The organism is Nocardia sp. NPDC087230 (genome assembly GCF_044744725.1).
GTDB lineage: Bacteria > Actinomycetota > Actinomycetes > Mycobacteriales > Mycobacteriaceae > Nocardia > Nocardia canadensis.
Genome location: NZ_JBIUYV010000016.1, coordinates 45,606 through 63,333, shown reverse-complemented (window position 1 = coordinate 63,333; position 17,728 = coordinate 45,606). Strand labels below are relative to the sequence as shown.

Annotated in this window: 14 protein-coding genes; 11 read left to right on the top strand and 3 right to left on the bottom strand. The window is 72.1% G+C overall.

Features of this window, described 5'->3' with window-relative positions:
• Nucleotides 1–58: 58 nt before the first annotated feature.
• On the top strand, nucleotides 59–739 hold the full coding sequence (locus ACIO52_RS31040) for a TetR/AcrR family transcriptional regulator (RefSeq protein ID WP_402648850.1): 681 nt from the start codon (nucleotides 59–61) through the stop codon (nucleotides 737–739).
• Nucleotides 740–803: 64 nt separating this feature from the next.
• Here ACIO52_RS31040 and ACIO52_RS31035 read toward each other — a convergent pair whose 3' ends face one another.
• A complete protein-coding gene (locus ACIO52_RS31035) occupies nucleotides 804–1,289 on the bottom strand; it encodes a nitroreductase/quinone reductase family protein (RefSeq protein ID WP_218717294.1) in 486 nt (161 codons plus the stop codon).
• Between the two features lie 48 nt (nucleotides 1,290–1,337).
• Entirely contained in the window at nucleotides 1,338–2,066 is a 729-nt protein-coding gene (locus tag ACIO52_RS31030) for an NrtR DNA-binding winged helix domain-containing protein (RefSeq protein WP_218717293.1), read from the bottom strand.
• Nucleotides 2,067–2,144: 78 nt separating this feature from the next.
• Between ACIO52_RS31030 and nadA the strand changes: the two genes are divergently transcribed.
• From nadA to ACIO52_RS31010, 4 genes are all read left to right on the top strand, one after another.
• Entirely contained in the window at nucleotides 2,145–3,182 is a 1,038-nt protein-coding gene (gene nadA, locus ACIO52_RS31025; RefSeq protein ID WP_218717292.1) for a quinolinate synthase NadA, read from the top strand.
• Nucleotides 3,183–3,219: 37 nt separating this feature from the next.
• Entirely contained in the window at nucleotides 3,220–4,881 is a 1,662-nt protein-coding gene (locus tag ACIO52_RS31020) for an L-aspartate oxidase (protein WP_402648846.1), read from the top strand.
• 264 nt (nucleotides 4,882–5,145) lie between these two features.
• Nucleotides 5,146–6,006, top strand: a complete 861-nt coding sequence (gene nadC / locus ACIO52_RS31015) for a carboxylating nicotinate-nucleotide diphosphorylase (protein WP_218717290.1) — start codon at nucleotides 5,146–5,148, stop codon at nucleotides 6,004–6,006.
• A 126-nt stretch (nucleotides 6,007–6,132) separates the two neighbouring features.
• On the top strand, nucleotides 6,133–6,903 hold the full coding sequence (locus ACIO52_RS31010; protein WP_218717289.1) for an aminoglycoside phosphotransferase family protein: 771 nt from the start codon (nucleotides 6,133–6,135) through the stop codon (nucleotides 6,901–6,903).
• A gap of 137 nt (nucleotides 6,904–7,040) precedes the next feature.
• Here ACIO52_RS31010 and ACIO52_RS31005 read toward each other — a convergent pair whose 3' ends face one another.
• Entirely contained in the window at nucleotides 7,041–8,222 is a 1,182-nt protein-coding gene (locus tag ACIO52_RS31005) for a winged helix DNA-binding domain-containing protein (RefSeq protein ID WP_402648842.1), read from the bottom strand.
• A gap of 191 nt (nucleotides 8,223–8,413) precedes the next feature.
• On the opposite strand from ACIO52_RS31005, the gene ACIO52_RS31000 reads away from it, so the two are divergent.
• From ACIO52_RS31000 to ACIO52_RS30975, 6 genes are all read left to right on the top strand, one after another.
• The gene (locus ACIO52_RS31000) at nucleotides 8,414–10,516 is read left to right on the top strand and encodes a TRAP transporter fused permease subunit (protein WP_218717287.1); all 2,103 of its coding nucleotides are present in this window, start codon (nucleotides 8,414–8,416) and stop codon (nucleotides 10,514–10,516) included.
• Nucleotides 10,517–10,566: 50 nt separating this feature from the next.
• Complete coding sequence (locus tag ACIO52_RS30995; RefSeq protein ID WP_402648839.1) at nucleotides 10,567–11,556, top strand: TAXI family TRAP transporter solute-binding subunit; 990 nt, start codon at nucleotides 10,567–10,569, stop codon at nucleotides 11,554–11,556.
• Between the two features lie 139 nt (nucleotides 11,557–11,695).
• The gene (locus tag ACIO52_RS30990; protein ID WP_402648837.1) at nucleotides 11,696–12,688 is read left to right on the top strand and encodes an alpha/beta hydrolase family protein; all 993 of its coding nucleotides are present in this window, start codon (nucleotides 11,696–11,698) and stop codon (nucleotides 12,686–12,688) included.
• A gap of 82 nt (nucleotides 12,689–12,770) precedes the next feature.
• Nucleotides 12,771–13,643: an arylamine N-acetyltransferase gene (locus ACIO52_RS30985; protein WP_342801512.1), complete on the top strand. Its 873-nt coding sequence runs from the start codon at nucleotides 12,771–12,773 to the stop codon at nucleotides 13,641–13,643.
• A gap of 154 nt (nucleotides 13,644–13,797) precedes the next feature.
• Nucleotides 13,798–15,858 carry an acyltransferase family protein gene (locus ACIO52_RS30980; protein WP_316574055.1) on the top strand — a complete coding sequence of 687 codons (2,061 nt, stop codon included), beginning with the start codon at nucleotides 13,798–13,800 and terminating at the stop codon, nucleotides 15,856–15,858.
• Between the two features lie 93 nt (nucleotides 15,859–15,951).
• The gene (locus ACIO52_RS30975) at nucleotides 15,952–17,646 is read left to right on the top strand and encodes a penicillin-binding transpeptidase domain-containing protein (protein ID WP_402648880.1); all 1,695 of its coding nucleotides are present in this window, start codon (nucleotides 15,952–15,954) and stop codon (nucleotides 17,644–17,646) included.
• Nucleotides 17,647–17,728 lie beyond the last annotated feature (82 nt).

Sequence of the window (17,728 nt, the reverse complement as noted above, 5' to 3'; positions counted from 1 at the left end):
CAGGATACGCATCTGCTAACGCTGTTCGCAACTGGCGATCTGCGGCATGCTGGCAGGTATGACGCACACCGGAACCTCGTTGTGGTCGCGCGGCGCGGCGCCCCGGCCGGGACCGCGCCCGGCGTACACCCTCGATCAGCTCGCCGACGCCTGCGTGCGGCGGGCCGACGCGGGTGGCCTGCGCGCGGTCTCGATGCGCGGCGTGGCCGACGAACTCGGTACGGCGGCCGCCTCGCTGTACCGGTATGTCGACGGCAAGGACGACCTGATCGCGTTGATGGTCGACCGGGTGGCGGGGGAGTATCGGTACCCGGACCCGACCGGCGATGTGCGCGCCGACGTCCTCGCGCTGGCCGAGCAGTCGCGCGCCCTGCACCGACGGCATCCGTGGCTGGTGGAGGCGAATCCGTCGAGCATGGGCCCGAATTCGGTGCGCTATCTGGACCGCATGGCGGGCACGCTGGCCCAGGCCGGACTCGCCGCGGGCGCGGTCATGATGGGTGTCGCGATGCTGTCGGGCTGGGGCGCGAACTTCGCCGCGCGGGAGCGCGCGGGCCTGTCGACCGGCGATCCGGCCGGCGCGCTGACGGCCTCGACCGGTGACCCGGCGCGCGACTACCCCCATCTGACGGCGCTGTTCGGTGGCGCACCCGCCGGGGCGAGCGCGCCGGTCGACAACGACGCGCTGTTCGCAGCGGGCATCGACGCCCTGTTGTTCGGCATCCTGCCGCGCGGCTGAGCCGTCGCGCGACGAGCGAAGTCGTGCCCGAGCGCGGCCGCGCTCGGGCGTCAGCCGACGGGTATCACTGCGCGCGGCGCAGGATCACCAGTGGCAACGGCTTGTCGACCTTGGCCTGGTACTCGGCCAGCAGTGGATTCTCGGCCAGGGCCCAGGCCGCGAACTCGTCGTAGCGCTCGCCGGTGAGCACGTCGGCCGTCGCCGCGAATCGTTCGCCGCCGAGCTCGATCGTTACCCGCGCATCGGCTTTGGCGTTGTGATACCACGCCGGGTAGCGGTCTTCGATGAACGAACTGACGTACAGCACGTCTCCCCGGTAGAGGGCTCCGAGCGGGACGACGTGCGGCTTGCCGCTCTTGGCGCCGGTCGTCGTCAACAGCAGCAGGGTCGCGCCCTGGTAGTCGCCGCCGACCCGCCCGTCGTTCTCCCGGAACTCGCGGATGACGTCGTCGTTCCAGCCGGCCATCTCATCCGGGTCGAATTCCCGGTTCCACGGCGCGTCCGGATCGTCGTAGGAGGTGATCTGTGGCTTCGCGGTGTCTTCGCCCATGCTCGGTAGTGTGACAGCGGCCACCGACAGGTTCGGCGGGGTGAGCGCTCAGCTCGGGGGACGCAGGGCGGCGAATTCGTCGGTGACGCGCAGGCCGGAGTCGGTGAAGCGGTAGAGCGCGGCGGGGCGACCGCCCGCGCGGCCGGAGGGCGCGGTGTCGCCGGTGGGGGTGATCACTCTGCGGCGGGAGAGGACGCGCTGGAGGTTGGTCGTGTCGACATCGTAACCCAGTGCCGCGCAATAGATTTCGCGCAGGGTCGACATGGTGAAGGTGTCGGGGGCGAGCGCGTAGGCGATATTGGTGTAGGAGAGCTTGGCGGCCAGGCGGGTGCGCGCGTGGTCGACGACGGTGCGGTGGTCGAACGACATATCCGGCAGCGCCGAGACCGGGTGCCAGGTGGTGTCGGCCGGGAGGGCGGGCTCGGTGGTCAGCGGCACCAGGCCGAGGTAGGCCGAGGCGATGCGGCGCGGGGCCGGGACGCGATCGGGCGCGCTGAACACCGAGAGCTGCTCCAGATGGGCCAGCTCGCGTACGTCGACCTTCTCGGCGAGCTGGCGCCGGGCCGAGGCGTCGAGGTCCTCGTCGTCGCGCAGTCGGCCGCCGGGCAGCGACCAGGTGCCCTTCTGTGGGTCGAGCGCTCGCTCCCACAGCAGAACCGCCAATTCCGGGTGCCTCGATCGACCGCCGGCACTCCTACCTGCGGAAACGTCGGCGGGGAAGCGGCGAACCTGGAACACCGCGGTGAGCGATTCGTGGATGGTGTTACTATGGGGCACGTTTTCGATTCTAAGTCGAAAACCTGGTTAGGTGCGAATCGAGGCGATGGCGCCGTTCGCACGAGGAAGGGAGCCACCATGGCGACGACGACCGCACAGCCGACGCTGATGGGTTCGGTCTTCGACGGACCCACGGGGTACACGGGTGTCGAAGCGACGCCGGAGTGGGCGCGGGAGGTGCGGCGGCTGGCGCGTGAGCGCAACGCCACGATCCTCGCGCACAACTACCAGCTGCCCGAGATCCAGGACGTGGCCGACCACGTCGGCGACTCGCTGGCCCTGTCGCGGATCGCGGCCGAGGCCGAAGAGGACACCATCGTTTTCTGCGGCGTGCATTTCATGGCCGAGACCGCGAAGATCCTCAGCCCCGCCAAGACGGTCCTGATCCCGGACCAGCGCGCGGGCTGCTCGCTGGCCGACTCCATCTCCGCCGAGGAGCTGCGGGCCTGGAAGGCCGAGCACCCGGACGCGAAGGTGGTGTCCTACGTCAACACCACCGCCGAGGTGAAGGCGCTCACCGACATCTGCTGCACCTCGTCCAACGCCGTCGACGTGGTCGCCTCGATCGACCCCGATGTCGAGGTGCTGTTCCTGCCCGACCAGTTCCTGGGCGCACACGTCAAGCGCGAGACCGGCCGCGCCAACATGCACATCTGGGCGGGCGAGTGCCACGTGCACGCCGGCATCAACGGTGACGAGCTCACCGAGCAGGCGCGCACCCACCCCGACGCCGAGCTGTTCGTGCACCCGGAGTGCGGCTGCGCCACCTCGGCGCTGTACCTGGCGGGCGAGGGCGCGTTCCCGGCCGAGCGGGTGCACATCCTGTCCACCGGCGGCATGATCGACGCGGCCAAGGCCTCGACGTCGAACCAGGTGCTGGTGGCGACCGAGGTCGGCATGCTGCACCAGCTGCGCAAGGCGGCGCCCGGGATCGACTTCCAGGCCGTCAACGATCGCGCTTCCTGCAAGTACATGAAGATGATCACCCCGGCCGCGCTGCTGCGCTGCCTGGTCGAGGGCGCCGACGAGGTGCACGTCGACCTGGCGATGGCCGAGGCCGGTCGCGCCTCGGTGCAGCGGATGATCGCGATCGGCAACCCCGGCGGTGGGGAGTGACCGCGCCGTTCGCCGCGCGGTCGAACCGGTAACGACCATGACGGCGACGGTTCCGGTCTCCTGGGAGGCCGAGGTCGACCTGGTGGTCATCGGTGGTGGCGTCGCGGGACTCACCGCGGCCCGCACGGCATCGCTGCGCGGGCTGCGGGTGCTCATCCTCAGCAAGGGCGGTCCCACCGACACCTCGACGCAGTACGCGCAGGGCGGCATCGCGGTCGTCGCGCCGCAGGGCGATTCGGTCGACTCGCACGTGCGCGATACGGTCGAGGCCGGTGCCGGGCTGTGCGAGGTCGAGGCCGTGCGCTCGATCGTCGCGGGCGGGCAGGCGGCCGTGGCCGCGCTGACCGACCTCGGCGCGGTGTTCGATCTCGGCCGCGACGGCCAGATCTCGCGCACCCGCGAGGGCGGGCACAGCACCCGAAGGATCATCCACGCCGGTGGTGACGCCACCGGCGCCGAGGTACAGCGCGCGCTCAACGCGGCCGGACTGCCGGTGCTCTTCGGCGCCGCCGCGCTGCGGGTGCTGACCGGTCCCGAGGGTGTGCGCGGCGTTGTCGCGATGTCGGACAACGGTTTCGGTGTCGTCCGTACTCCCGCGGTGCTGCTGGCGACCGGCGGGCTCGGCCAGCTCTACGCCTCGAGCACCAACCCGCCCGGCGCGACCGGCGACGGTGTGGCGCTGGCCCTGTGGGCCGGGGCCGCGGTGGCCGATCTCGAGTTCGTGCAGTTCCATCCGACGGTGCTCTACACCCCGGGCGGGGTGGGCCGTCGGCCGTTGATCAGCGAGGCCGTGCGCGGGGAAGGCGCGATTCTCGTCGACGCCGAGGGCGAATCGGTGACGGCGGGGGTACATCCGCGCGGTGATCTGGCCCCACGCGATGTGGTGTCGCGGGCCATCGCGGAGCGGATGCGGGCGACGGGTACCGATCACGTGTTCCTCGACGCGCGCCACATCGCCGGCTTCGCCGCGCGGTTCCCGACGATCACCGCGTCCTGCCTGGCCGCCGGGATCGACCCCGCGGCGCAACTGATCCCGGTCGCGCCCGGCGCGCACTACCAGTGCGGCGGGGTGCTGACCGATACCGAGGGGCGCACCGAGGTGCCCGGACTCTACGCCGCGGGCGAGGTCGCCAGGACCGGGCTGCACGGGGCGAATCGGCTGGCCTCCAACAGCCTGCTCGAAGGGCTGGTCGTGGGCGAGCGCGCCGGTGCGGCGGCGGTCGAACGGCGCGGTGCGCGCACCGATGTCGAGGAGATCCCGGCGTGGACGGTGGACTTCGCGGAGCGGGCGGTCGTGCAGCAGGCGATGACCGAGCACGCGTCCGTCGTGCGGGACGGTGCCGGGCTCGGCATCGCGCTCGCGCGGATCGACGCCGCCCGGTCGGTGGTGTCCCCGCTCGATGTCGCCGCGCCGCGGGCGGTCCAGCCGCTGGATGGGACCGGCTCCGGCGAGGGAGTTTTCGACGCCGCGCGCACGTTGCGCCGCATCGAGGACGCCGCGCTGACGCTGACCGCCCGTGCGCTGCTGATCGCGGCCGCCGACCGGGCCGAGAGCCGGGGCTGCCACACCCGCTCGGAGTATCCGGGTCCGGTCGAGGATCAGCGGCACAGCACCGCGGTTCGCCTCGGCGCGGACGGGGCGCTCGGACTGTCCACCGTCGCGGTCGATGCCGTCGCGGTGTCGATCGGTGCGCGGTGAACGACCACCCGCAGGCGTGCGCATCGGTGCGCGGCGAACGCCGGGCCCCGTCACCGACCGGTGCACGCCGCGCGGCGGTGATCATCGACGGCGTGGTCTCGATCGGGACGGCCCGGTGCTCGGCGGACCGCTCCGCGCCGCGCCGAGGTGCGCCCGGCCGGCAGTACGCGGCATCAGGTGCCGCACAAGCAATTCCGGCGGGCCGGTGAGGATCTCCGCTGGATCGAACGGGCGCATGCCGCGCCCGAGAACAGGAGTGCAGTGATGGCTCTGGATGCCGCCCTGGATCGTGCGGAACTGCTGACGCTGATCCGTACCGCCCTCGACGAGGATCTGCGCTACGGACCCGACGTCACCACCGTCGCGACCGTGCCCGCCGACGCGGTGAGCAAGGCGTCGGTGGTCTCGCGCCAGCACGGCACCGTCGCGGGCCTCGACGTCGGGCTGCTGGTGCTCGACGAGGTGATCGGCGCGGGCGACTACACCGTCACCGACCGCGTCGCCGACGGCACCAGGGTGGAGCCGGGTACCTCGGTGCTGAGCATCGAGGCGCCGACGCGGGGCTTGCTCACCGCCGAGCGGACCATGCTGAACCTGGTGTGCCACCTGTCCGGCATCGCGACCGCCACCGCGGCGTGGGTCGACGAGGTCGAGGGCACCGACTGCAAGATCCGCGACAGCCGCAAGACGCTGCCCGGGCTGCGGGCGCTGCAGAAGTACGCGGTGCGCGTCGGCGGCGGCGTCAACCACCGGATGGGGCTGGGCGACGCGGCGCTGATCAAGGACAACCACGTCGTCGCCGCGGGCTCGGTCGTCAACGCTTTGCGTGCCGTGCGCGAGCTGGCCCCCGAGATCGCCTGCGAGGTGGAGGTCGACAGCCTCGAGCAGCTCGACGCGGTGCTGGCCGAGAACGTCGAGCTGGTCCTGCTCGACAACTTCCCGCTCTGGCAGACCCAGGCCGCCGTGCAGCGTCGCAACACCGCCGCGCCGAACACCAAGCTCGAGTCCTCGGGTGGTCTGTCGCTCGAGCAGGCCGCCGACTACGCCCGCACCGGGGTCGACTACCTGGCCATCGGCGCCCTGACCCACTCGGTTCGCGTCCTGGACCTCGGGCTGGACATGTGAGGCGATCGCGGGCCTGACGTCCGCAGCGCGGGACCAACGGCAGGCAGCTCTGTTCCCGGTGGGGGCGTACGGTCGTCGACGGCGATCAAGGGGTGCGATAGCCCAGCGGTGCTCTAGCGTGGGGGCGTGGAGTTCTCGCAGGGGTGGGACAGCCTCGCCGTCCTGGTCGACGGCCGCTGGGTCGAACGCCGCCCGCGCCGACCGGAGGTCGCCGACCAGCTCCGGCGCGAGACCCGGTTGCTGCCGTGGCTGGCACCGCGACTGCCGCTACCGGTGCCGGTCCCCGCTGTCGTGACGGAGTCGCCGCTGGTCGTGCGTCATGCGCTCGTCCCCGGCCGGGCGGTCGAATCGCTTACTGCCGAACACGGTCTCGCGATCGGCGCATTTCTTCGCGCCCTGCACGACAGCCCCGGCCCCGAGGCGGTGCGGCACGGGTTGCCCTCGGCGACCGAGACCGGCGACGACCGGGAGGCGACGCTGCGGCGGTTCCGGGCCGAGGTCGTGCCGATGCTGCCTGCCGCTCGCCGGGCTCGGGCACAGACGATTCTCGATGCCGCGCGGGATCTTCCCGCGGACACGATCGTCCACGGTGATCTGGGACCCGAACACATCCTCGTCGAGGGTGACCACGTCAGCGGTGTGATCGACTTCGGCGATACCCACCTCGGCGACGCCGCGAACGACCTGGCATGGCCCCTGTACGGCGCACCGGCCGCCTTCGCCGCCGCCGTCGCCACGGCCTACGGCCGCACCGACTCCCTGCGCCGCCGCGCTCTGCTCTGGCACCAGCTCGGACCGTGGCACGAAGTGACCTACGGCGCCGATATCGACGACGCCGAGACGGTCCGCAGCGGCCTGGCCGGAGTCCTCGACCGCCTGGATCTCACCGCCGACTGACTTCGGTGCAGGCTGCCGGTCTTCAGCTGATCTTCGTGCTGCGCTCGGTGGCCGCGTGCCACCACCGGGGCGGATGTGTGCGCGTCCCCCAACGTGGTGTGGTCCCCGGATCGGGCAGCCGCGAGCCGCGCCGGTGGCTAAGCCGTCAGTTCGCGCTGGAGCGGGGTGCGGAAGCGGGGGATGGCGCGGATGTCGCCGAACCAGGCGGTGGTGCGGTCGGTTTCGGCGTCGATGAGTTTCCTGGTGTCGCTGCCGACGTCCTCGAGCAGGTGGGTGACCACCTCGCCGTCGGGGCGCTGGGCCCAGCCGCCGACGATGCGGCCGTCGGCCCAGATGGTGGGGCCGATATTGCCGTTGTGGTCGAAGAGGGCGGGGGCGTGGGGGCCGAGGAACCAGTCGCGGGACTGCCAGCCCATGGGGGTGGGGTCCAGGGCGGGGAGCAGGGCGGCCCACGGTTCGGGGGTCGGGACCGGAGCCAGGTCGTCGGCCAGGACGATGCCGGTGGTGCCGTCGTCGAGGTCGACGTGGGCGATGTCGAGCTCGGCGAGGGTTGTGCGGACCTCGCCGAGGGTCCAGCCGGTCCACCACTTCAGGTCGGTCACCGGGGCGGGGCCGAACGCGCGCAACCACCGGCGCACCAGCTCGACCCGCGCCTCGGCGGCGGGGATCGGGGAAAGGTCTGGGGGGAGCCAGGTTTCGGCGGGAGCCCAGGTGTACTGACTGCTGGTCCAGCTGCCGTTGGGGCGGCCGCGCACGATCCGGCCCTCGGCGCCGAGCACCACCAGCACCCAGGTGGTGATGCTGGTCGGCTTCGAATACGACTTGCCCGGCGCGGTATCGATCTGGGTGCGCAGCCGGGGGACGTCCTTGCTCAGCTGGGCGCCGGTGGCCGCGCCGCGGGCGAGCAGGGCGGCGTGCGTCTCGGCCTCGACATCGGAGAGCCATTCCTGCACATCGCCGTCCACGACACCCGCCTGCTCGAGGTAACGGCCGTAGGCCCTGCGCTGCTTGATCGCCAGCGCGTCGCAACACGAGGACTGCAGCACCGGGACCAGCTCGGTCGGGGCGACGAACATGGTGCGGCGCATGGCGAGCAGGCGCACCAGGGTGCGCTCGTCGTAGAGCGCGCGCTCCACGTGGGCCGGGGTGAGGTCGACGCCGCGCGCGCCGACCGACAGATAGACCGTAGCCGGATCGGTGGCGTGCAGGACCACCATCGAACGCGCGATCTCGGTCGGCTCGGTCGAGCGGGTCGACGGCGCGAGCCGATGCCTGGTCGCCAGGCGGGCCCGGCGTTGCGCGGTATCGATCGAAGGCATGCGCGGATCCTAGGCGGACCCACCGACATCCCCGCGTCACCGCCTGCCGAGTGTGCCGTCCCGGTCGCAGCGGTCGGGTGGATCGTGCTGTGACACAACGCCGAAGGCCGGGGGTTCTGTCACTTTTGTACAGAATTCCCGGTCGCCGTTTTCGCCGCCGGGCGCCTGCCGGTGTTGTTATCGTCGCGCTCATGAGCGCAGCGCCACCGGTCGTGACCTCGGCCGAACTCGGCGTCGACGACCAGGAACGACCGGCCCGCACCCTCACCGGTTTCCCGGCCCGGCTGGTCGGCGTGGTGGCGTTCGCGCTGGCGGCGCTGGCGTTGTGGCAGGTGTTCCGGCCGCTGCCGCAGGGCAGCCAGTACTACCTGGTCGTGTTCCTGGCGATCGCGCTGCCGCTGGTGTTCCTGAGCTACCGCTCCGGCTGGGGCAGGCTCGACAGGGCCGACGCGCCCGCGCCGCTGGACTGGGTGCTGGCCGCGGTCACCCTGGTCGTGTGCCTGTATCCGGTGCTGCCGTTCACCCTCGGCGCGGGCGGCGGCGGATACGACGCCTTCCTGGACCGGCAGGGCATGCTGGCCCCGGTCGACGTCGTGTTCGGCGCGGTGCTGCTCGTGCTGATCCTGGAAGCCTGCCGCCGCACCACGGGGTGGATCCTGCCGCTGGTCTGCCTGGTGTTCCTCGCCTACGGCTACTACGGCGGCCTGCTGCCGCAGAGCTGGGCGATCGCGCACGCGGGGCTCGATGTCGACCAGATCGTCGACGCGCTGTACAACTCCGGCAGCGGCTTCTACGGCACCCCGCTGGACGTGGCCGCCAGCTACATCGTGTTGTTCACCCTCTACGGCGCCGTCCTCGAATTCTCCGGTGCCGCGAGGTTCTTCGTCGATCTGTCGGTCTCGCTGTTCCGGCGCTCGCACAGTGCGGCGGGGCGCACGGCGGTGGTGTCGGGGTTCCTGCTCGGCACCGTCTCCGGGTCGGGCACCGCGACCGCGGTGAGTACCGGCGCGGTCACCTGGCCGATCCTGCGCCGGGCCGGCTACCGGCCCGAACAGGCGGGCGGCATGTTGGCCGCGGCGGGCGTCGGCGCGATCCTGTCCCCGCCGACACTGGGCGTGGCGGCCTTCATCGTCGCCGAATACCTCGACGTGTCGTATGTGACGGTGCTCGGCTGGGCGCTGATCCCGACACTGCTCTACTACCTCGGCATCCTGCTGTCGGTCGAGATCGACGCCCGCCGCATCCACGCCGAGGGGCGCGCGCCCGCCGACCTGGCCGACGGCCCGCTGCCGAGGCCGTGGTGGAAGCTGCTGGGGCGCTTCGGGTATCACTTCTCCTCGCTGATCGTGATCGTGGTGCTGTTGCTGGCCGGGATGAGCGCGACCCGCGCGGTCGTCTACGCCACGGTGCTGGCGCTGATCCTGGCCGTGCCCGACCGGATTCTGCGCGCGCGGTCGGTCGCCGCCGCGGAATCCCCGGCCGACGCGCCGGGGCGGGAGTGGTCGGCGCGCGATGCCGGGCAGTTCACGCTCGCGGCCCTGCGCACCCTGTCGCTGGGCATGTGCTCGGCGCTGCCCGTGGTCGCGGTATGCGCGGCGGCGGGCGTGATCACGGCGATGACCACCAAGACCGGTCTCGGCGCGCAACTGGCGTCGCTGCTGGTCCGCGCCGGATCGGTGCTCTCCGACGATCCCGCCGTCGTACTGGCGACCACCGCGGTGCTGGCGGCGATCGCGTTGTCGCTGCTGGGGCTGGCGGTGCCGGTGACGGCCTCGTTCGTCATCGGCTGGGTGATCATCGGACCCGCGCTGCTCGACCTGGATGTCGCCGCGCCCGCGGCCGCGATGTTCGTCTTCTACTTCTCGGTGCTCTCGGAGGTGACGCCGCCGACCGCGCTGGCCGCCGTCGGCGCGGCCGCGGTCACCGGCGCGAAGACGATGCCGACCATGTGGGCGGCCCTGCGCTACGCGCTGCCTGCGTTCCTGGTGCCGCTGATGTTCGTGCTCACCGACGCCGGCCAGCACCTGCTCGGGCGCGGCGCCCTGCTCGACGTGCTGTGGGTGAGCGCGGCCGCCTGCGTCGGCGTCGCGGCGCTGGCGGCGGCCACCGGCGGCTGGTTGTTCGGCATCGGCGCGATCGGACCGGTGCCGCGCGGACTGGCCGCGGCCGCGGGCCTGATCCTGCTCTACCCGAATCCGACCGCGACCGTGCTCGGTCTCGCGGTCCTGCTCGTCGCCGTGCTCGCCGGCGTCGTCGACCGGCGGCGACGCCGAACAGCCACGGCCACACCGTGATCCGTGGACATCAGCAGGCGGCGACGTGGCCGTCGACGAGAGGGGACCTCATGCTCAGAACAATGGTCGCCGTGGCGGCGGTGTCCGCCGCGGCCGCGCTGCTCACCGGATGCGGTGGACGCCAGGACACCCCGACCGCCGACGCCGGCGGCGCGGTGACCTGTGACGTGCGGCAGGACACCAGGATCGGCATCGCGACCGGCAATGCCACCGGCGTGTACTTCGCGCTGGGCAACGCCTACGCCGAGCAGATCTCGGCCGCCACCGACGGCAAGGTCAAGGCCACCGCCGCCGAGACGGGCGCCTCGGTGCAGAACATCCAGCAGGTCGTCGGCGGCACCTACCAGGTCGGGTTCTCGCTGGCCGACTCCGCGGCCGACGCGGTGGCGGGCAAGGGCAGCTTCACCAGCGCGCAGCCGGTGCGCGCGCTGGCACGGCTCTACGACAACTACACCCAGGTCATCGTGCGCTCCGAGGCCGGGATCAACTCCCTGGCCGACCTGCGCGGCAAGCGCGTCTCCACCGGGTCGCCGAAATCCGGCACCGAGGTCATCGCGCAGCGCGTCCTGCAGGCGGCGGGCCTCGACCCCGACAGCGACATCGCCGCCCAACGACTGGACCTCACCAAGACCGTCGACGGGCTCAAAGACGGCTCGATCGACGCGATGTTCTGGTCCGGCGGCCTGCCGACGCCCGGCATCACCGACCTGTTCACCACCGCCAAGGACAAGGTCCGGTTCCTCGACATCACCGGGGTGCTGCCGAAGCTGAAGGAGATCAACCCGGTCTACGAGACCGCGCCGATCCCCGCGGCCACCTACGGCCTGGCCGCCGATGTGCCGACCATCGTGGTACCCAACCTGCTCGTCGTCCGCGACGACCTCGACGCGAACCTGGCCTGTGTGCTCACCGAGACGCTGCTGGAACGCAAACCGCAACTGGAACAGGCGAATCCGGCCGCCAAGGGCATCACCGCCGAGACCGCGAGCAAGACCGCACCGGTGCAGCTGCACCGCGGAGCGGAGGAAGCGCTGCGCTGAGTCGCGATGCGGTGCTGAGCTGCCGCGCGCTGAGCTAGCTGTGGTGCTCAGCTGTCGCGGTGCGCTAGCCGCCCCCTATGGTTGCGTGTCGCGACGTGTGCGGTGGGTCCGGCGCACCGCGACAGCGGACAATCACGGCATGAGGCAGTGGGGCCGGGTCGTCGCGGCGGTGGTGGTGCTGGTGGGTGGTGTGCTCGTCGGTGGGCCGGGCGCGGTCGCGCAGCCGGTGTGCGCGCCGGGGGTGAGCGTGGTCCCGGTGCGTATCACCGTCGACGGCGAGCGGGCCACCGGGCGGGTGTACGAGCCGTATCGCTGTGCGCCGGGCGATATCTCGGACGATCAGCTGGTGGTGGCGGTGCACGGGCACGGCGGCTCCTCGGCCGACTTCGCGCCGTACATGACCTCGCTGGCGCTCGTCGGCGGCTCGCCGATCCTGCTGATGGACCTGCGCAGCGCCGAGGGACCGTGGCGGGCCGGGGAGTGGAATCTGTGGGCGGGCTGGCACGACGTGGTCGAAGCGACCCGGTGGTACCGCGATGCGCACCCGGCCGTGGCGACCACGGTGCTGTGGGGCTGGAGCCAGGGCGGCATCACCAGCGGCCTGGCGGTCGCACACGGTCCCGCCGGACTGTTCGACTACTGGGTCGACAACTACGGTCCCGCCGACGATTTCACGATGTGGGCCGACGGCGCGGCGGTGGATCCCGCGCTGCCTCGTCAGATCGAACGCGACGCCGGCGGCTGCACCCCGATCGGCTGCCCGCTCGCCTACGCCGAGCGCTCACCCGCGCTGCTCGCCGACCGGATGAGCATGCGCCGGGCCTTCCTGATCCACGGCACCGCCGATGCCATCGTGCCGTTCCGCACCAGTGTGGAGCTGCGGGACGCGCTGGCGGCGGCGGGCAGGCCGTACTCGTTCTACACCGTCGTCAGCGGGCGCGACCTGTCCGGCGCCGTCGTGCCGGGCAACCACGACATCGGACCCGCGTTCTTCGAGGGTGGGTGCGTGGTGCTGCGCCTGCTCGCGGGCACCGAACCGCTCGCGCCCGCCGTCGGCGACTACGTCGTGGATGTGGGGGCGGGCGTGGTCACCGCGCCCGCGCCGCCCGTCGGCGCGAAATGCGCCGCCTGACCCGCGTCGACGGGCGCGGCGGAACACCGATCCGGCACGGTGCGTTGTCCGGGGGGAGTTGTCGAGGCGAAAGAGGAGCACGGTGACCGAACCGACGCAGCGGGCCGACCGCTGGCAGGGCGAAGAGCTGGATCTGGACGCCTACCTGGCGCGCATCGGCTACGACGGGCCACGGACCCCGACCGTGCGGACCCTGCACGCGCTGGTCGCCGCGCACACCACGGCCGTGCCGTTCGAGAACCTCGAGATCATCCTCGGGCGCGGCATCCCGCTGGACCTGGCCACCCTCCAGGACAAGCTCGTGACCCGGCGCCGCGGCGGCTACTGCTACGAGAACGTCACCCTCTTCGCCGCCGCGCTGGAGCGGCTCGGCTTCGGCGTCACCGGGCTCAGCGGCCGGGTGACCATGGGTTCGCTCGACTCCGGCGCGATCCGGCCCGCCACCCACGCCCTGATCCGGGTCACCACCGACGACGACGCGCGAGTGTGGATCTGCGACGTCGGCTTCGGCGCCGGGCCGCTCGCGCCGTTCGAACTGACCGACGAGCACGGCGAATTCACGCTGGGCCGGTGGCGCTTCCGGCTCGAACGCCGCACCGGCGAACTGGGCGCCGACCTGTGGGTGCTGCACCAGTTCGCCCGGGACGGCTGGCAGGACCGCTACGCGTTCACCCTGGACCCGCAGTACCGGATCGACTACGCCGTCGGCAACCATTTCGTGTCGACCTCGCCACGCTCGCCGTTCACCACCCGGCCGTTCGTGCAGCGCTTCCGGCCCGACGTGCACCACGTCCTCGACGACCTGACGCTGACCACCGAATACCCCGACGGCACCTGGTCCGCGCGCGACCTCGACCCCACCGACCTGCCGAAAGTCCTTACCGAGGTGTTCGACATCGACCTCGACGACACCGACGCCGCGGTCCTGGTGACCGCGCCCTGGCGCGTCGACTGACCCCTCACATCGACGGCCCCGCGCACGGCTCGGCGGTTTGCTTCCACGGTGTCGCTACGGCAAATTGATGGTTACTTGCCGGGAAACACACCCCCGCGCTGTGGGGTAGGGAAACGAATCTGTGGGGTCGTTGGTGCCGAAGGTGCAATCCGCGTTGCCGGTTCAGCCGGAGGCGACAATCCAGTCCGGACCGCTCGCCGGTCCGGCGGTCCGGCGTCGGGATCTGGACGGGTTGCGCGGTCTGGCGATCGCGCTGGTCGTGGCGTTCCACGTGTGGGCGGGCCGGGTGTCCGGCGGCGTCGACGTGTTCCTGGTGTTGTCGGGATTCTTCTTCACCGGCGCGGTCGTCCGCGGCGTCGAACGGCGCGGTGGGGTGGCCGCGGGCGCGACCGCGCGCCGGACCGCGCGCAGGCTGATGCCCTCGCTGGTCGTCGTCCTGGCGGCGATCGCGGTCGCCACCGTGGCGCTGCGGCCCTACACCCAGCTGGGCGAGACCGCGGCGCAGACGCTGGCCTCGATGTTCTACGTGCAGAACTGGTATCTGGCCACGGCCGAACTCGACTATCTCGCGCCCGACCCCTCGGTCAGCCCGCTGCAGCATCTGTGGTCGATGTCGGTGCAGGGCCAGTTCTATCTGGCGATCCTCGCCGTCCTCGCGGGGTGGGCGTGGCTGCGCCGTCGCGGCGCGGCCGGTCGCCCGACGCTGCTGGTCGCGCTGGCCGGGCTGGGCCTGCTCTCGTTCTGGTACGCCGCGTTCGGCACCGCGCAGCACCAGGCGTGGACCTACTACGACAGCATCGCGCGGGTCTGGGAGCTGCTGGCGGGCGCCGCGCTCGCCGTCGCCGCGCCCGCCCTGCGGGTGCCGCGCGCGCTGCGTGGTCTCGCGGCCGCGGCGGGCCTGCTGATGGTGCTGTCGTGCGGCCCGATGTTCGACGGCGCCAACCAGTTTCCCGGCGTCGCGGCGCTGTGGCCGGTGGCCGCGGCCTGCCTGGTGATCGCCTCCGGCTTCGGCGCCGCGACGGTGACCGCGTGGCCGAACCGGCTGCTGGCCGGGCGCGTGTGTACCGAACTCGGGGCGCTGGCCTATCCGCTGTACCTGTGGCACTGGCCGATCCTGATCTTCTATCTGGCCGAGACCGGCCGCGCGCACGCCGGGCTCGTCGACGGGCTGGTGGTGATCGGCATCTCGCTGGTGCTGGCCGCCCTCACGACCCGGCTGATCGAGACGCCGCTGCGGCTGCCGCCCACCGGGCAGACGAGCGCGGCGGGCGGGCACCGCCTGACCGGCCCGCTGGTCACCGCGCTCGCCGTCACCGTGCTGGTCTCGGCGGTGGGCTGGCAGGTCGTGCTGCGGGCCAACCCGGCGGTGCCCCCGCAGGCGCTGGACTCCACGCGGTACCCGGGCGCGGCCGCGCTGCTCTCCGGTGCCGAGTACTCGCCGGAACCGATGCGCCCCACGGTGTTCGAAGGCCAGGCCGACACCCCGCCGCCGACGACCGACGGCTGCATCACCCCCAACCGCGAGGTCCGCACCTGCGTCTACGGCGACCCCGACGCGGCCCGGTCGATCGCGGTCGTCGGCGGATCGCACTCCGAGCACTGGATTCCCGCGCTGGAACTGCTCGGCGCCGAACACGGCATCCGGGTGATCTCCTATCTCAAGGAGGGCTGTCCGGTCACCCTGGCCGACCAGCCGTCCTATGCCGAATGGCCGTTTCCCGAGTGCCACGAGTGGTCGCAGGAGGTGCTCGACCGGCTGACCGCGGAGCCGCCGGACTGGGTACTGACGCTGTCCACGCGCTACCGCAAGGACGGCCTCGGCGACGAAGTGCCCGGCGAATACCTGGAGGTGTGGTCGGCCCTGCAGGATCGCGGCCTGAATGTGCTTGCGCTGCGCGACACTCCGCGCCTGCGCCGCGACGGCGTGCTCTACCGCGCCACCGACTGCCTGGCCCACCGCGGCGATCCGGACAGCTGCGGGCTCGATCGCGCCGCCGCTCTCGATGCCCGCGACCCGGCCGAGGAACCGGCCGCCGGCTACCCGAACGTCTACCTGCTCGACCTCTCCGATGCCGTCTGCCGACCGCAACGCTGTCGCGTGGTCGAGGGCAATGTGCTCATCTATCGCGACGAACACCACCTCACGGCCAGTTACGCGCGCTCGCTGGCGCCCGAACTCGGCCGTCAGATCGGGGCGATCACCGGTTGGTGGTAGCGCGAGGTTCCTCCGCGCACCGCGAATCCGGCTACCCTCGGTCGCGTGCGCCTCTCCCGCAAGACACCGGTCCTGCTCCTCGCGCTCGCCCTGATGCCCGTCGCGTGCTCGTCCGGACCGGACCAGCCGCAGACCGTCGCCGAGTCCTTCGCCGCCGCGCTGAGCAGCGGTGACGCGGCCGCCGCCGCGGCGCTCACCGATGCGCCCGAGCAGGCCCGCGCGACGCTGACCACCCTGTTCGACAGCCTCGGCAAGACCGATTCGGTCCGCGTCTCGGCCACCGACGACACCACCTTCACCCTCGAATCGACGTGGAAATTCGGCCCCGAGGGCCGCGACGAGTGGACCTACACCAGCACGGGCGCCGCCACCGACGCCGACGGCTGGAAGATCACCTGGAACCCCACCACGGTCGCGCCCGGCCTGGAGCTCGGCCCGCTCAGCTACAGCCCCGTCTACCCGAAACCCGCGCGGGTGCTCGACGCCTCGGGCGGTGAGCTGATGACCGAGCAGGTGGTGACGCTGGTGAACGTCGCCCCGGACGCCGACCTGCCCGCGGTCGCCGCGCTGCTCGCGCCGCAGGGCGTCACCGAGGCCACGCTGCGGGCGGATCTGGCCGCGGCGCAAGGCAAACCGGTGGTCGCGGTCGCGCTGCGCGCGGCCGACATCGCCCCGGTGCAGCAGGCGCTGACCGGGGTACGCGGGGTGACGCTCGCGCCGCAGACCCGGCTGCTCACCGTCGACAAGAGCCTGGCCGGACCCACCACCGCCGGGCTGGCCGAACTGTGGCAGCAGCAGGCCGACAGCGCGGCGGGCTGGGCCGTGCGCGCGCAGACCGCCGAGGGCACCCAGCGCATCGCCGGCCCCGACGCCACCCCGACCGCCGACATCGCCACCACCGTCGACATCGACCTGCAGAACGCCGCCGAAGCCGCGCTGACCCCGATCGAGCAGCCCGCCGCGATCGTCGCGCTGCGCCCGTCGACGGGGGAGGTGCTCGCCGTCGCGCAGAACGCGCCCGCCGACGCCCAGGGCCCGATCGCGCTCACCGGCCTCTACCCGCCGGGGTCGACCTTCAAGACCGTCACCGTCTCGGCCGCGCTGCAGGCGGGCGGGGTCACCGTCGACACGGTGCTGCCCTGCCCCGGCCGCGCGACCATCGAGGGCCGCACGATTCCCAACGACAACGGCTTCGATCTCGGACAGGTGCCGCTGCACACCGCCTTCGCCCGCTCCTGCAACACCACGATGGCCGAGCTGGGCGTGCGATTACCCGCCGACGGGCTCACCGCGGCGGCCGCGCAGCTGGGGTTGGGCGTGGATTATGTGACACCCGGGTTGACGACTGTCACCGGGAAGGTTCCGCCCGCGCAGAATCCGGCCCAGCAGGTCGAGTCGAGCATCGGCCAGGGCAGCGTCACCGCCTCGCCGTTCGGGATGGCGCTCGTCGCCGCCTCGCTCGCGCACGGTTCCGCGCCCGCGCCCGCCATCGTGCGGGGGCGTCCCGGCACCGCCGACCGCGCCTCCGCGCCGGTGCCCGCGAACGTGACGTCGCAGATAGAGACCATGATGAGCGAGACGGTGACCGCGGGCACCGCCACCGCGCTGCGCGATATCCCAGGGCTGCTCGGCAAGACCGGCACCGCGGAATATCTCGACGACAAGCACGCGCACGGCTGGTTCGTCGGCATCGACGGCGATCTCGCGTTCGCTGTCTTCGTGGCCGACGCGGGCAGCTCGGGCCCCGCCGTCGAAGCGGCCGGACGGATGCTGAGAGCCAAACGATGATCTATGTCACGCTCTGTGGGCGAGCAATACCCACGCTGCCGCACGCGGTCCACACCGGGCCAGCTACACTCGTCGACGGACC